Source organism: Streptomyces sp. NPDC028289 (assembly GCF_055565975.1).
The window spans coordinates 507,741-521,045 of the sequence record NZ_JBVHTI010000004.1; the positions used below are offsets into that span (position 1 = coordinate 507,741).

General features: G+C 72.0%; 13 protein-coding genes. 5 read left to right on the plus strand and 8 right to left on the minus strand.

What is annotated here, in order from left to right:
• Nucleotides 1-161: 161 nt before the first annotated feature.
• A complete protein-coding gene (locus ACZ4UV_RS22275; RefSeq protein WP_351494243.1) occupies nucleotides 162-869 on the plus strand; it encodes a TetR/AcrR family transcriptional regulator in 708 nt (235 codons plus the stop codon).
• Nucleotides 870-912: 43 nt separating this feature from the next.
• Here ACZ4UV_RS22275 and ACZ4UV_RS22280 read toward each other — a convergent pair whose 3' ends face one another.
• From ACZ4UV_RS22280 to ACZ4UV_RS22290, 3 genes are all read right to left on the minus strand, one after another.
• Complete coding sequence (locus tag ACZ4UV_RS22280; protein WP_451015794.1) at nucleotides 913-2,076, minus strand: acyl-CoA dehydrogenase family protein; 1,164 nt, start codon at nucleotides 2,074-2,076, stop codon at nucleotides 913-915.
• A complete protein-coding gene (locus ACZ4UV_RS22285; protein WP_451015793.1) occupies nucleotides 2,073-3,128 on the minus strand; it encodes a 2,3-butanediol dehydrogenase in 1,056 nt (351 codons plus the stop codon). The genes ACZ4UV_RS22280 and ACZ4UV_RS22285 overlap by 4 nt, the downstream gene beginning before the upstream one ends.
• 107 nt (nucleotides 3,129-3,235) lie before the next feature.
• The gene (locus ACZ4UV_RS22290) at nucleotides 3,236-4,018 is read right to left on the minus strand and encodes an enoyl-CoA hydratase/isomerase family protein (protein ID WP_451015792.1); all 783 of its coding nucleotides are present in this window, start codon (nucleotides 4,016-4,018) and stop codon (nucleotides 3,236-3,238) included.
• Nucleotides 4,019-4,242: 224 nt separating this feature from the next.
• On the opposite strand from ACZ4UV_RS22290, the gene ACZ4UV_RS22295 reads away from it, so the two are divergent.
• The 3 genes from ACZ4UV_RS22295 to ACZ4UV_RS22305 all read left to right on the plus strand — a co-directional run bounded on the left by ACZ4UV_RS22295 (nucleotide 4,243) and on the right by ACZ4UV_RS22305 (nucleotide 6,909).
• A complete protein-coding gene (locus tag ACZ4UV_RS22295; RefSeq protein ID WP_451015791.1) occupies nucleotides 4,243-5,772 on the plus strand; it encodes an acyl-CoA synthetase in 1,530 nt (509 codons plus the stop codon).
• 3 nt (nucleotides 5,773-5,775) lie between these two features.
• On the plus strand, nucleotides 5,776-6,546 hold the full coding sequence (locus ACZ4UV_RS22300; RefSeq protein WP_451015790.1) for an SDR family NAD(P)-dependent oxidoreductase: 771 nt from the start codon (nucleotides 5,776-5,778) through the stop codon (nucleotides 6,544-6,546).
• Nucleotides 6,547-6,705: 159 nt separating this feature from the next.
• On the plus strand, nucleotides 6,706-6,909 hold the full coding sequence (locus tag ACZ4UV_RS22305; protein ID WP_294009986.1) for a cold-shock protein: 204 nt from the start codon (nucleotides 6,706-6,708) through the stop codon (nucleotides 6,907-6,909).
• Between the two features lie 54 nt (nucleotides 6,910-6,963).
• Here the strand turns inward: ACZ4UV_RS22305 and ACZ4UV_RS22310 are convergent, their stop codons facing one another.
• From ACZ4UV_RS22310 to ACZ4UV_RS22330, 5 genes are all read right to left on the minus strand, one after another.
• Nucleotides 6,964-7,272 (minus strand): hypothetical protein, encoded by a 309-nt coding sequence (locus tag ACZ4UV_RS22310; protein WP_390039182.1) that lies wholly within the window; start codon nucleotides 7,270-7,272, stop codon nucleotides 6,964-6,966.
• Nucleotides 7,273-7,322: 50 nt separating this feature from the next.
• Nucleotides 7,323-8,081 (minus strand): IclR family transcriptional regulator, encoded by a 759-nt coding sequence (locus ACZ4UV_RS22315; RefSeq protein ID WP_451015801.1) that lies wholly within the window; start codon nucleotides 8,079-8,081, stop codon nucleotides 7,323-7,325.
• 257 nt (nucleotides 8,082-8,338) lie between these two features.
• The gene (dmpG, locus tag ACZ4UV_RS22320; protein ID WP_451015789.1) at nucleotides 8,339-9,349 is read right to left on the minus strand and encodes a 4-hydroxy-2-oxovalerate aldolase; all 1,011 of its coding nucleotides are present in this window, start codon (nucleotides 9,347-9,349) and stop codon (nucleotides 8,339-8,341) included.
• Nucleotides 9,346-10,299 (minus strand): acetaldehyde dehydrogenase (acetylating), encoded by a 954-nt coding sequence (locus ACZ4UV_RS22325; RefSeq protein ID WP_451015788.1) that lies wholly within the window; start codon nucleotides 10,297-10,299, stop codon nucleotides 9,346-9,348. The genes dmpG and ACZ4UV_RS22325 overlap by 4 nt, the downstream gene beginning before the upstream one ends.
• Nucleotides 10,296-11,180, minus strand: coding sequence for a 2-keto-4-pentenoate hydratase (locus ACZ4UV_RS22330; RefSeq protein WP_451015787.1), 885 nt, complete (start codon nucleotides 11,178-11,180; stop codon nucleotides 10,296-10,298). Before ACZ4UV_RS22330 ends, ACZ4UV_RS22325 begins: the two co-directional genes overlap by 4 nt.
• 519 nt (nucleotides 11,181-11,699) lie before the next feature.
• Here ACZ4UV_RS22330 and ACZ4UV_RS22335 point away from each other — a divergent pair.
• Nucleotides 11,700-13,298 (plus strand): FAD-binding protein, encoded by a 1,599-nt coding sequence (locus tag ACZ4UV_RS22335; protein WP_451015786.1) that lies wholly within the window; start codon nucleotides 11,700-11,702, stop codon nucleotides 13,296-13,298.
• Nucleotides 13,299-13,305 lie beyond the last annotated feature (7 nt).

Below are 13,305 nucleotides of genomic sequence, written 5' to 3' on the forward strand. Positions count from 1 at the left end.
CTGGGCCGTCTGTATTCCGTGTTTTAATGTACCGTTTGGTCTAGCAAACTGGAACGACGCCCTGGAGTCCGCTTCCCCCGGATGTGCCGAAGGCTGTTCGACGCGGGCCCGGGAGCCTGTTTCAATCGACACGTCGTCACATCACGCGGGGAGAGGAATCCATGCCACGTCCGCCGGGCCATGGACCGGGTTTCGAGGTCAGACGCCAGAAGATCATCGACATCGCGGCCTCGCTGTTCGCACAGCAGGGGTACGCGGCGACCTCCATCAACGACCTGGGGCGCGCGGTCGGGCTCGCCAAGGGAGCGCTGTACTACTACATCGGCTCCAAGGAGAACCTGCTGGTCGAGATCCAGTCCCGGGTGATGGGGCCGCTGCTCGCCCGCGCCCGCCAGATCGCGGACCTGGACGAGGAGCCCCTGCTGCGGCTGCGGCTGCTGTCGGAGTCGCTGCTGACGATCATCTTCCGGCGTCTCGACCACATCTGGGTCTACGAGCACGACTACCGCAGTCTCAGCGGCGACGAGCTCAAGACCCTGCTCGGGCAGCGCTCCGACTTCGAGGAGCTGATCTCCGGGCTGCTCTCGGAGGCCATGGAACAGGGTGTCTTCCGGCGGACGTCGCCGCGCCTCGCCACCCTGCAGTTCCTGAACCTGCACAACCACACCTACCAATGGGTGCGGCCGGAGGGGCAGTGGGACGCGCCGTTCCTGTCCGCCGAGTACTGCGCGACCCTGTTCCGCGGGTTCGGTGCGCCGGACCACGCCCTGCCGAGGGTCGAGGACCAGGCCGAGGCGTTCAAGCGCGAGCGGCCCGGTCTTCCGCTCGACCCCGAGGCGGAGTGGGAGCAGGTCCCCGCCGCCGGCTGACGGACGGTCCCGCGGTGTACCGACGCACACCGCGGGAACCCGCTCACGCCTCGCCGACCAGCGCCCTGGCGATGACATTGCGCTGGATCTCGTTGGTGCCCTCGCCGATCTCCAGGATCTTGGCGTCGGCGTAGAAGCGGGAGATCTCCGACTCCCGGACGTAGCCGTAGCCGCCGTGGATCTGGACGGCCTGGGAGGCGGCCCGGTTGGCGACCTCGGAGGCGTAGAGCTTGGCCATGGCGGACGCGGTGCTGTGCGGGCGCCCCTGGTCGGCGAGCCAGGCGGCCCGGTAGACCAGGCAGCGGGCGGCCTCCAGTTCGGTGCCCATGTCGGCGATCTTGTGCCCGACGGCCTGGAAGTCCGACAGCGGACGGCCGAACTGGTGCCGTTCGGTGGCGTGTTTGACGGCCAGGCCGAGCGCGGCCTTCGCGAGGGACAGGCCGAGCGCGGCGACGCTGATGCGGCCCTTGTCGAGGACGGAGAGGAACTGGCGCAGGCCGCCGCCCTCCTCGCCGATCAGGTGGTCGTCGGGGACGAAGCAGCCGTCGAAGACCAGTTCCCGGGTGTCCATGGCGTGCCAGCCGAGCTTCTTCAGCTTGTGGCCGACGGTGTAGCCGGGGGTGCCGGTCGGGACGTAGAAGGTCGCGTACCGCTTGCGCCCCTCGTCGCCGCGGCCGGTCACGGCGAGGATGGTGACGCCCTGGCTGATGTCGGTGCCGGCGTTGGTGATGAACATCTTGGTGCCGTTGATCACCCAGCCGCCGTCCGCCCGGCGGGCGGTGGTGGCGATGCCGGCCGCGTCGGAACCGGCCTCCGGCTCGGTCAGGCCGAAGGCACCGATGGCCTCGCCGGCCGCCAGCGGGGCCAGCCAGCGGTGCTTCTGCTCCTCGGTGCCGTAGGCGAGCAGCGGCAGCGTGGCGATGGTCGAGTGGGCGTTCCAGGAGGAGGCCACCGACTGGTCCGCGGCGCCGAGTTCCTCCATCACGGCCACGTAGGTGACCATGTCGGAGCCGGCGCCGCCGTACTCCTCGGGCACCAGCATGCCCATCAGGCCGAGTTCGCCGAGCTTGGTGAAGACCTGGGTCGGGAACTCCTCGTTCTCCGACCACTGGGCCGCGTGCGGCGTGATCTCCTTGGCCGCGAACTCACGGACCATCTCCTTGAGGGCGACGGTCTCCTCGGGCAGGTCGAAATCCATGTCGGTCATCCCTTCGGGGTCAGCAGAACCTTGAGGTGGCGGGCCCGGTCGGCGGCCAGGTCCGCGAAGACCCCGGCTCCCGCGGAGAGCGGAAAGCGCCCGGTGACCAGCGCCGAGGCGTCCAGGCGCCCGGTGCTCATCAGGTCGATCACGCGGGGAATGTCGAAGTTGTAGCCGAGCGTGCCGAGCACGGAACGCTCGTAGAAGACGAGCTGCCCCATGTCGAACTCGACGCTGCCGTGGCCGACTCCGGCGAGCACGACCCGGCCGCCGCGCCGGACGGTGGCGACGGCCTGGGCGGCGAGCCGGGGTACGCCGGTCGCGTCGATGACGGCGTCCGGACCGATCCGGCCGGTGCGCAGGAACACCTCGCGGCGCACGTCGGTCTCCGCCGGGTCGAAGGCCTCGGTGACGCCGATGCCGAGCAGCATCTCCCGGCGCTCCTTGAGGGGCTCGCTCACGTAGAGACCGGCCGCGCCGGCGATCCGGGCCGCGAGGACGACGGCGACGCCGATGGGTCCGCCGCCGACGACCAGGACGTTGTCGCCGGGCCGCACCCCGGCACGTGTCACCGCGTGCAGGCCGACGGCAAGCGGTTCGGCGACCGCCGCCATCTCGTCGGTGACGTTGTCCGGCAGCCGGGTCAGTCCGGCGACCGGCACGGTGACGCGGTCGGCGAAGCCGCCGGGTGAGGCGAGGCCGACGGAGCCGCTGCTGGGGCAGATGTGGTACTCGCCGCGGGCGCACCAGAAACACACACCGCAGCGCCAGACGGGGTCGGCGGTCACCCGGTCGCCGACCGCGATGCCGGGCACGTCGGTGCCGAGCGCGACGACGGTCCCGCTCAGTTCGTGGCCGAGGGCGAGGGGTGGCTCGGCGCCGGTGAGCGGGTGCGGGCCGGTGCGGATCATGTGCGGGCCCTCCAGGAACTCGTGCAGGTCGGTGCCGCACACTCCGCACCAGGAGACCTCCACGACGGCCTCGTGCGGGCCGGGCTCGGGAGGGTCGGGGACCTCTTCGAGGCGGAGGTCCCGTGCGCCGTGCCAGCGCAGTGCCTTCATGGTGGGCACCCCTTTCGTGTCGTACCTGTAAGCGCCGGTGATGTGTGTGCTTCGGCTGCGGCGCCGTTGTGGCTGGTCGCGCAGTTCCCCGCGCCCCTTGCGGGGCGCTACTGTCCCGCGTCCCCGAAGCGGGCCCGGCCCGGGCCGTGGTCGAGGAAGGAGCGGATGCCCGTGGTGGCGTCGTGCGTGCCGAAGACGCCGGTGAACAGGGCGCGTTCGAGGCTGAGGCCGGTGGCGAGGGCCGTGTCGGCGCCGTGGTCGACCGCTTCCTTGATCGCCTCCAGGGCGGCGGCCGGGCCCTCGGCGAGGCGGCGGGCGTAGTCGAGGGCGGTGTCGAGGACGCGGGCGGGCGGGACCACCTCGTCCACCAGGCCGAGGCGCAGTGCCTCGTCGGCCCCCACCCGGCGGCCGGTCATCAGGAGGTTCTTCGCGCGGGACGGGCCGATCAGCCGGGTGAGCCGCTGGGTGCCGCCCGAGCCCGGCATGATGCCGAGCTGGACCTCGGGCTGCCCGAGGAGTGCGTCGTCGGCCGCCACCCGGTAGTCGGCGGCGAGGGCCAGCTCCAGACCCCCGCCGAGGGCGTAGCCGGTGACGGCCGCGACGACGGGCATCGGCAGCCGCGCGACGTCGTCGAAGGTCCGCTGCAGGGCGCGGTTCCAGCCCCGGACCTCCTCGGGCCCCATCGCGGCCAGCGCCTTCACGTCCGCGCCGGCCGCGAACAGCCGCTCTCCGCCGTAGAGCACCACGGCGCGCACGCCGGTGGCGTCGGCGAGCTCGCGGACGCAGGCGGAGAGCTCCTCCCGCTGGGCGGAGTCGAAGGCGTTCATCGGCGGGTTGTCCAGGCGGACCGTGACGACCGGCCCGTCGAGGTCGAAGCGGATGCGTGGCACAGGCACCTCCTCGTCGGCTCCAGCACATCCCGCCGGTTCCGGCACCGGCAGGCGCGGGAGCGCTTGTCGAGGCCTTCGTGCCGTCGTAAAGTGCGGAAACAAGTTTTATAGACCAAGGGGTACACTAAATCTTCGGTGCGGGCAACCGACCGGTCGGGACCCGGGTTGCCCTGGAGCCGAGGCAGCCGCGGTCGTCGTCGAACACCACACAGTGAGAGTGAGCCGTGCACAATTTCGCGAGCATCCTCGACTACCACCTGACCCAGCGGCCCGACGCCGTGGCGGTCGCACAGGAGGACCAGAGCCTGACCGTTCGTCAGCTGCACGAGCGGGTCGACCAGTTGGCCGCCGGACTGACCGAACTCGGCATCCGGCGCGGCGATGTCGTCGCCCTGCTCCTCTACAACCGGCCGGAGTTCCTGGAGCTGGTCTACGCGGCGAGCCGGATCGGCGCCGTGTTCCTGCCCCTCAACTACCGGCTCTCCGAGGAGGAGTGGCAGTACATCCTGGGCCACGCCCAGGCCAGGGCCGTCATCGCCGAGCCGGAGTTCGTGCCGGCGATGGAGCGCAGTGCCGGCTGCCTGACGGACCTGGAGCACCGGATCCTGGTCGGCGGCACGCCCGAGGGGTCCTGGCGGGGCTACGAGGCACTGCTCGACGGCCACCGGGGCGCCCGCGTGGCTCCGGTGGACGTCGGCACGGAGGACCTGCAGCGTCTGATGTACACCTCCGGCACCACCTCACGACCCAAGGGCGTGCGCATCACCTACGGGAACCTGCAGGCCAAGAACCTCGCGCACATCGTGCACTTCGGGCTCACCGCGGCCGACACCACCCTGGTGTGCGGCCCGCTCTACCACGTGGGCGGCCTCGACATGCCCGGCCTCGCGACCCTCTACGCGGGCGGTGCCGTGGTGCTGCAGCGCAGGTTCGACCCGGTGGGGGTCCTGGAGGCGATCCCGAGGCACCGCGTCACCAACCTGTGGCTGGCGCCGGCCATGGTCAACGCGGTCCTGGAGGTCCCCGACCGCGACAGCTACGACACCACCTCGGTCCGCTTCGTCCTGGGCGGCGGCGAGAAGACCCCCGAGCCGGTGCTGCGCCGCATCATGACCGCGTTCCCCAACGCCTGGTACGCCGACGCCTACGGCCTGACCGAGACCGTCTCCGGCGACACCTTCCTGGACCGTGAGCACGCCCTGGCCAAACTGGGCTCGGTCGGCCGCCCGGTGCCGCACACCCGGGTCCGGATCGTCGACGACGAGGGCAGGGAGGCGCCGGCGGGCGAACTCGGCGAGATCACCCTGCGCGGCCCGAAGGTCTTCGCCGGTTACTGGCGGGACGAGCAGGCCACCGCCGCCGCCCTGCGGGACGGCTGGTTCCACACCGGGGACATCGGTCACCTCGACGAGGACGGCTTCCTCTACATCGACGACCGCAAGAAGGACATGATCGTCTCCGGTGGCGAGAACATCGCGACGCCCGAGGTGGAACGGGTGCTGTACGAGCACCCGGCCGTCCTGGAGGCGGCCGTGGTCGGACTGACGCATCCCCGCTGGGGCGAGGTCCCGCGCGCGTTCGTGGTGCTACGGCCGGACGCGAAGGCCGGGGCCGAGGAACTCCGGGAGTTCTGCCGCGCCCGGCTGGCCAGGTTCAAGGTGCCGGCCCGCTTCGACTTCGTCGCCGAACTGCCCCGTACGCCCTCGGGCAAGGTCCTCAAGCGGACGCTGCGCGACATCCCCGCGGAGGGCTGAGCCATGACCGACGTGAACACCGAACTGCGCCTGGACGGCAGGACCGCGTGGGTCACGGGGGCCGGAAAGGGGCTCGGACGTGCCATCGCCGTCGCCCTCGCCCAGGCCGGCGCCACCGTCGCCGTGACCGCGCGCACCGCCTCCGATCTCGAAACCCTGGAGTCCGAACTCACCGGCCACGGCGGCAAGGTGCTGGTGCTGCCCGGATCGGTCGCCGACTCCGCCGCCGTGCGCGAGACGGTCGGGCGCATCGCCGAACGGACCGGCCGGCTGGACGTACTGGTCAACTGCGCGGGGATCAGCCCGCACTTCACGCGCAGCGAGAAGGTCACCGACCAGGACTGGCGGCAGGTCGTCGACGTGAACCTGGCCGGCACCTTCTACTGCTGCCGCGAGGCCGGCAAGGTGATGCTGGAGCAGCGCTCGGGTTCGATCGTCAACGTCTCGTCCGTGCACGCCTCCACCGGATTCGAGCGCATCGCCGCCTACGCCGCGAGCAAGGGCGGGGTGGAGGCCCTGACCCGGGCGCTGGCCGTGGAGTGGGCCGATCGCGGGGTGCGGGTCAACGCCCTGGCCCCCGGTTACTTCCACACCGACCTCAGCTCCGGGCTGCTGGACAGCCGCTGGGGCGAGCGGATCGTCCGCGGGACTCCGCTGGGCCGGGTGGGCGACGCCACGGAACTGGGCGGCGCCGCGGTGTTCCTCGCCTCGGACGCCTCCCGCTTCGTCACCGGCACCACCCTCACCGTGGACGGGGGCTGGACGGCCTGGTGACCGGCCTCGCCGGCGGCCGGTGCACACGCTCCGGCCGTCACAAGGTTCCCACCATCCGGGTGATTGTGGCCCACAGGGGTTTCCCGTCCCGGCGTGAGGGGAGGAATCGTCGCGGTCCGCGACGATTCGGGTCGTGGCAATGAGACAAGGGAAACAGGCATGGCTCAGGGCAGCGTCAAGTGGTTCAACGCGGAGAAGGGGTTCGGGTTCATCGAGCAGGACGGCGGCGGCCCTGACGTGTTCGTGCACTACTCGGAGGTCCAGGGCAGCGGCTACCGCAGCCTGGACGAGGGCCAGCGCGTCGAGTTCGACATCGGGCAGGGCACGAAGGGCCCGCAGGCGCAGCAGGTCAGGGCGCTCTAGTGCGGTGACCGCCCAGGTCCGTCGGGCGGGTCCCCGGATGCCGCCCGACGACCGTCACCCCTCGGCGGCGGCCCTGCGGATCAGCGGCTCGAACTCCCGCCGCACGTAGACGTCGAACGGCTCGGACAGCGCGCCGTCGATCACGTTCCGTACCCGGTGTTCCGCCGCGAACTCCTTGATCGCCGCGCGGGAGTCGGGTCCCACGCCCCCGCCGATGATCAGCACTCCGAACTCCTCGGTCGCCAGGAGCTTCAGGGCCTCCTCGTCGGTGCTCACCCCCTCCGCGTCGAAGCCGTCCGCGTGCAGCGTGGCGAGTACCGCGGTCACCCTGGCGGGCGTCCTTCCGAGCACCAGTGTCCTCATGGTCGTTTCCTCTCCGGCGGGTCGGTATCGGCACCGCCCAACCTAGAAACTCAACCGGACTTGAGGTCAACCCCGGCGCCCGCCCCGCGCGAGGTTTCGAAGAGTTCCTCGGAGACCGCCCGGACCGCGTCGACCACCAGCGGGGCCACGAGCTCCAGCGGGGAGCGGCCGTCCCCCACCACCGATATCGCCCCGACCGGGCCCTCAGGCCCGCGCAGCGCGAGGCCGACACACCCGAGGTCGGGGAAGCACTCGCCCCGGTCGATCGCCAGCCCGTTGCGGCGCCGCACCAGGCCGAGTTCGCGGTGCAGCTGGTCGAGGCGGCCGATGCTGTGCGGCGTGCGGCGCTCCATCACCGGCGCGCAGCGCGCGTCGATCTCCTCCGGGGTCAGCCAGGCGAGCATGGCCTTGCCGAGTCCGGTGCAGTGCGCGACCGCCCGGCCGCCGACCTTCGACGGGATGTCCACCGCGGCCCGGCCCCCCACCTTGTCCAGGTAGTAGATCTCCGGTCCGTCGAGCACGGCCAGGTGGACGACCATCCTGGTCCTGACCGCCAGGTCCAGCAGGTGCGGCGCGGCGGCGGCGCGCAGCGCGCCGTGGCCGGTCTCCCGGCCTCCCAGGCCGAGCGCGCGCGATCCCAGGGTGTAGCCGGCCACCGTGTGACGCAGCCAGTCCAGCCGGACCAGCTGGTCGAGAATCCGGTGCGTGGTCGACCGGGGCAGCTGGGTCCGACGTGACACCGCTTCGAGCGTCAGATGGGTCTGGGGACGTTCGAAAAGGTCCATGATCAGCGTGACCCGCTCCATCATCGACGGAGGCAGCGCAGGGCCGTCGGCCTCGGCGGGACGCGAGCTCAGGCGAAGGGCAGACGTCATCGTCGGTGCCTCTCTGCTCAAACTGAAATCAATTCTAGTTCGGCGCCGACGTCAAGTTATCAATGCCGTCGGCCACGGAGAAAGAGTCGTGCACCGATTCATTGGAGCGTTTGGTCTATTTTACTCTGCGCGGAAAAACGTACCGCTCTCCGGGAAGGCGTTCCCGGAGAGCGGTCGTGTGCTGTGGGACGTCAGCCGCGGTGGGTGAGGTCCAGCGCGATGTCCACGATCATGTCCTCCTGCCCGCCGACCAGTCCGCGCCGGCCGACCTCCTCCAGGATGGTGCGGGCGTCGAGGCCGTACCGTTCGGCGGCGGCCTCGGCGTGCCGCAGGAAGCTGGAGTAGGCGCCGGCGTAGCCGAGGGTGAGGGTCTCCCGGTCGACGCGCACCGGGCGGTCCTGGAGCGGTCGTACGAGGTCCTCGGCGGCGTCCTGGAGGGCGTGCAGGTCGCAGCCGTGCTTCCAGCCGTACAGGCCGGCGACGGCGACGAACGGCTCGATCGGGCAGTTGCCGGCGCCCGCGCCCTGCCCGGCCAGGGACGCGTCGACCCGGGTGACCCCCTCCTCCACCGCCACCACGGAGTTGGCGACCGAGAGGGAGAGGTTCTCGTGGGCGTGGATCCCGATCTGGGTCCCCGGGTCGAGCACGTCCCGGTAGGCGCGGATCCGGTCGCGGACACCGTCCATGGTGAGCCGGCCTCCGGAGTCGGTGACATAGACGCAGTGCGCGCCGTAGGACTCCATCAGCCTGGCCTGCTCGGCGAGGGCGTGCGGGGGCGCCATGTGGGCCATCATCAGGAAGCCCGCGACGTCCATGCCCAGCTCCCGTGCGGTGGCGATGTGCTGGGCCGCCACGTCCGCCTCCGTGCAGTGGGTGGCGATGCGCACCGAGCGGACGCCGAGGGCGTAGGCGCGCTCGAGTTCGGCGACGGTGCCGATGCCGGGCAGCAGGAGCGAGGTGAGGACGGCGTTCTCGACGGCGTCCGCGGCGGCCTCGATCCACTCCCAGTCGGTGTTGCTGCCGGGACCGTAGTTGAGGCTGCCGCCGGCCAGTCCGTCGCCGTGGGCGACCTCGATGGCGTCCACGCCGGCCCGGTCGAGGGCGGCGGAGATCTTCGACACGAACTCGGGGGTGATGCGGTGCCGGACGGCGTGCATGCCGTCCCGGAGGGTGACGTCCTGGACGTAGAGCCTGCGGGTCACTCGGTCACCTCGGAGGTCGTGCGGCGGGCGATGCGTTCGGCGACGCGCAGAGCGGCCGAGGTCATGATGTCGAGGTTGCCGGCGTAGGCGGGCAGGTAGTGCGCGGCGCCCTCGACCTCCAGGAAGACGGTGACCCTGGTGGTCGGCCGCTCGGCGGTGCCCTCGGGCAGGAGGGTGTGCACCGGGTCGCCGGCCGCGACCGGTGTGAACTGGACCTGCTGCTTGAGTCGGTAGCCGGGCACGTACCCGGCGACCGCGGCCACCATCTCCTCGACCGAGGCACGGATCGCGTCCTGGTCGGCGTCGCCGGTCAGGCAGTACACCGTGTCCCGCATGATCAGCGGCGGTTCGGCCGGGTTGAGGACGATGATCGCCTTGCCCCGGCGGGCACCGCCCACCTTCTCGATGGCGGCGGCCGTGGTCTCGGTGAACTCGTCGATGTTGGCCCGGGTGCCGGGTCCGGCCGACCTGGAGGCGATCGAGGCGACGATCTCGGCGTAGGGGACGGAGGTGACGCGGCTGACCGCGTGGACGATCGGGATGGTCGCCTGGCCGCCGCAGGTGACGAGATTGAGGTTCTCGACGTCGTTGGCGAGGTGCTCGTCCAGGTTGACCGGCGGTACGACGTAGGGGCCGAGGGCCGCCGGGGTGAGGTCGACGAGGCGTTTGCCGTACGGGGCCAGCTTCTTGGCGTTCTCGACATGGGCCTTGGCCGAGGTGGCGTCGAAGACGATGTCGATGTCGTCGAAGCCGTCCATGCGGATCAGGCCGTCCACTCCCTCGTGCGTGACGGGCACCTTCAGCCGGGCGGCGCGCGCCAGGCCGTCCGACTCCGGGTCGATGCCCACCAGCGCGGCCATCTCCAGGGTGTCGGAGAGGCGCAGCACCTTGATCATCAGATCGGTGCCGATGTTGCCGGAGCCGATTACGGCCACCTTGGTCTTCGTCATCCGTGTTCCTTGGCTTCGGGGACTTCGGGAGCTTCGGGGGCATCGGGGACGTCGAGGGCTTCCTGGGGCGTGAAGGCCGCGGTCACCGAGCCCAGGCCCGACATCTCGGCCCGTACGGTCGTGCCGGGCGGTGTGGGGACGAGCGGGCCGAGCGCACCGGAGAGCACGACCTGTCCGGCGCGCAGCGGGTCGCCGAACTCCCGGGCGGTGCGCGCCAGCCACAGCAGCGCGGCGAGCGGATCGCCCAGGCAGGCGGTGCCGTCGCCCGCGGAGGCGGGCTTCCCGTCGGCGTAGAGCCGCATGGTCACGTCCCTCGGCTCGAACTCGTCGAGGCGGACGGCCTGTTGCCCGAGCACGAAGAGTCCGCTGGAGGCGTTGTCGGCGACCGTGTCCGTGATCGTGATGTCCCAGCCGGCGACCCGGCTGTCCACGACCTCCAGCGCGGCCACGGCGTACCCGACCGCCGAGCGGACCCGCGCCAGGTCGAGGTCGTCGGTGTCCAGGTCGGCGGCGAGCACGAACGCGATCTCCGCCTCGGCCCTGGGCTGGAGCAGCCGGCCGCTGGGGACGGCCGGCAGGGCGGTGACGTCCATGTCGTCCAGCAGGACGCCGAAGTCGGGCCGGTCGACGCCCACCTGACGCTGCACCGACGGGGAGGTCAGCCCGATCTTGCGGCCGACGACGCGTGCTCCGGCCGCGATCCGGTCGCCCACGACGCGTCGCTGGACGGCGTACGCGAGGCCGATGTCGTCCGGGCCGAGCAGATCCCGTACCGGCGCACAGGGTCTGTGGTCGCTCGCCGCCCGAGCGAGGCGCGCGGCCGCCTCGGCCACGGCTGTCTCACGGTCCGCGACCGCCGTCGGTTCCCACACGTCTGTCATCGCCGTCCTCGACTCGTTCGGACCTCCAGCCTGTGCCGCCGCGCCACGGGGCGTCGGGGACTTTCCGCTCACCGGGACTGCGGGGCGGGGACCGGGATCAGGGCCGGGGCCGGGAACACGAGGTCGGCGGCGGAAGGCGAGCGCCCGCGATCGCCGCGCGGGAGGCGGCGGGTGCAGGGCGGGCGGGGTCTCGGTGAGCGAGATGGCGCGAGAGTGACCTCGCGCTGTCTCATTACCGTCGTCCGCGGGGCTGCCGGGCGGCGGTGACGGCATGCCCCGGTCGGCGGGACCGCGGGGCGTCCGGTCGGCCGGTGGCCGCCGCAAGACCGCCGCGGGACCGCGGGGCGTCCGGTCGGCCGGTAGCCGCCGCGGGACCGTCGCCGGCAGCCGCGCCTCCACGGCCGTACGAGGGCGCTCCCGTTCCCGGCCTCGCCCCGCGATCCCCAGCCACACGAGCACGGTCCTCACCCGCAAGTGCGGCTCCCCACCCACGAGTTCGGCACCCATCAGGAGGTTCGGATGAGCATCAACGAAGATGCCTACGACGTGATCGTCGTGGGGTCGGGCGGCGGTCTGGTCGGGGCGTACGTGGCGGCGGCGCGCGGTCTGCGGACGCTCGTCGTCGAGAAGACCGACCGGGTCGGCGGCACGGTCGCGTACTCCGGCGCGGGTCTGTGGTTCCCGGGCTCGGCGCCGCTGAGCCGGGCCGGTCTCGGGGACGACGTCGAGGCGGCGCGGTCGTATCTGCGCGCGGTCGTCGACGACCCGTCCCGGGAGGGGCTCCAGGACGCGTACCTGACGGCCGGGCGCCGGCTGATCGACGAGCTGGAGCAGAACACCTGGTTCCAGTCCTTCGTGCACGGGCCGGTGCCGGACTACTACGCGGCGAGCCCGGGGTCGTCGCCCACGGGGCACACCGTCTTCCCGCCGCCGGTGGACGTCGCGGAGCTCGGGGAGCGCCGGGCGCTGGTGCGTGACTCGCTGCCCACGGAGCGGTTCGGCTTCGACGAGGGCCCGTTGCTCAGCGGCGGGCGGGCGCTGATCGGCCGCGCCCTGTCGGCATTCCTGGAGACGGGCCGCGGCGAACTGCGGCTGAACACCGCGTTGGAGAGCCTGCTCGTCGAGGACGGCAGGGTCGTCGGCGTCGAGGCCGTGAGCGAGGGCGAGCGGGTCCGGATCCGGGCCGCCCGGGGTGTGCTGCTGGCCGCCGGCGGCTTCGAGCGCGACCGCGAGCTGCGCGAGGCGCACCAGTGGCCGCTCACCGGGGAGTGGTCCGACGGCGCCCCGGCGAACACCGGTGACGCCCTGCGGGCGGGCATCGCCGTCGGCGCGGACACCGAGCTGCTCGACGAGGCCTGGTTCGTGCCGGGGCTGGTCCACCCGGACGGCCTGCCGGTCTTCCACACCGGGACCCGGGGCGGCATCTGGGTCAACGGCGCGGGCGAGCGCTTCGTCAACGAGACGTCCCCCTACGACCAGGCCGGGCACGAGATCTTCCGCCGTCACGTGGCCACCGGCGTGCGGCACATCCCCTGCCACTGGGTGTTCGACCAGCGGCAGCTGGACCGGGACGGCATCGGCTGGCCGCCGGCCACGCCGCCCGTCGAGGAGTGGCTGGCCTCGGGCGCGCTGCAGAAGGCCGACACTCTGGAGGAACTGGCGCGGCTGATCGACGTGCCCTTCGACGCCCTGGACCGCACGGTCAAGGAGTTCAATGGCTACGCGGCCACCGGCGTCGACGAGCGGTTCCACCGGGGCGAGACGCCCTGGGACCAGATGTTCCGGCACGTCGTCGGGTTCCCGGCCGATCCCCGGCAGAACTTCCCCGCCGAGCCGTCCCCGGAGTGGCCGAACCCCCTCCTGCTGCCCGTCGACCAGGCGCCGTTCTACGTGGCGACCATCGTGCCGTCCGACATCGGCACCAAGGGCGGGCTGCGGATCGACACGCACGCGCGCGTGCTGCGACCGGACGGTTCCCCGATCGACGGCCTGTACGCGACGGGCAACACCGCGGCCGCGATGTCGGGCCGGGTCTACCCCGGTGCCGGCACCCCGATCGGATCGAGTCTCGCGTTCGGGTACCTGGCGGTCCTGGACATGGCCGGGGCGACGGACTGACGCCGAG

Bases quoted from the DNA above. Each gene is read 5' to 3' on its own strand.
- ACZ4UV_RS22275 (WP_351494243.1), top strand. From the start codon at position 162: ATGCCACGTCCGCCGGGCCATGGACCGGGTTTCGAGGTCAGACGCCAG.
- ACZ4UV_RS22335 (WP_451015786.1), top strand. From the start codon at position 11,700: ATGAGCATCAACGAAGATGCCTACGACGTGATCGTCGTGGGGTCGGGC.
- ACZ4UV_RS22310 (WP_390039182.1), bottom strand. From the start codon at position 7,272: ATGAGGACACTGGTGCTCGGAAGGACGCCCGCCAGGGTGACCGCGGTA.
- ACZ4UV_RS22305 (WP_294009986.1), top strand. From the start codon at position 6,706: ATGGCTCAGGGCAGCGTCAAGTGGTTCAACGCGGAGAAGGGGTTCGGG.
- ACZ4UV_RS22285 (WP_451015793.1), bottom strand. From the start codon at position 3,128: ATGAAGGCACTGCGCTGGCACGGCGCACGGGACCTCCGCCTCGAAGAG.
- ACZ4UV_RS22300 (WP_451015790.1), top strand. From the start codon at position 5,776: ATGACCGACGTGAACACCGAACTGCGCCTGGACGGCAGGACCGCGTGG.
- ACZ4UV_RS22315 (WP_451015801.1), bottom strand. From the start codon at position 8,081: ATGATGGAGCGGGTCACGCTGATCATGGACCTTTTCGAACGTCCCCAG.
- ACZ4UV_RS22325 (WP_451015788.1), bottom strand. From the start codon at position 10,299: ATGACGAAGACCAAGGTGGCCGTAATCGGCTCCGGCAACATCGGCACC.
- ACZ4UV_RS22280 (WP_451015794.1), bottom strand. From the start codon at position 2,076: ATGACCGACATGGATTTCGACCTGCCCGAGGAGACCGTCGCCCTCAAG.
- ACZ4UV_RS22330 (WP_451015787.1), bottom strand. From the start codon at position 11,180: ATGACAGACGTGTGGGAACCGACGGCGGTCGCGGACCGTGAGACAGCC.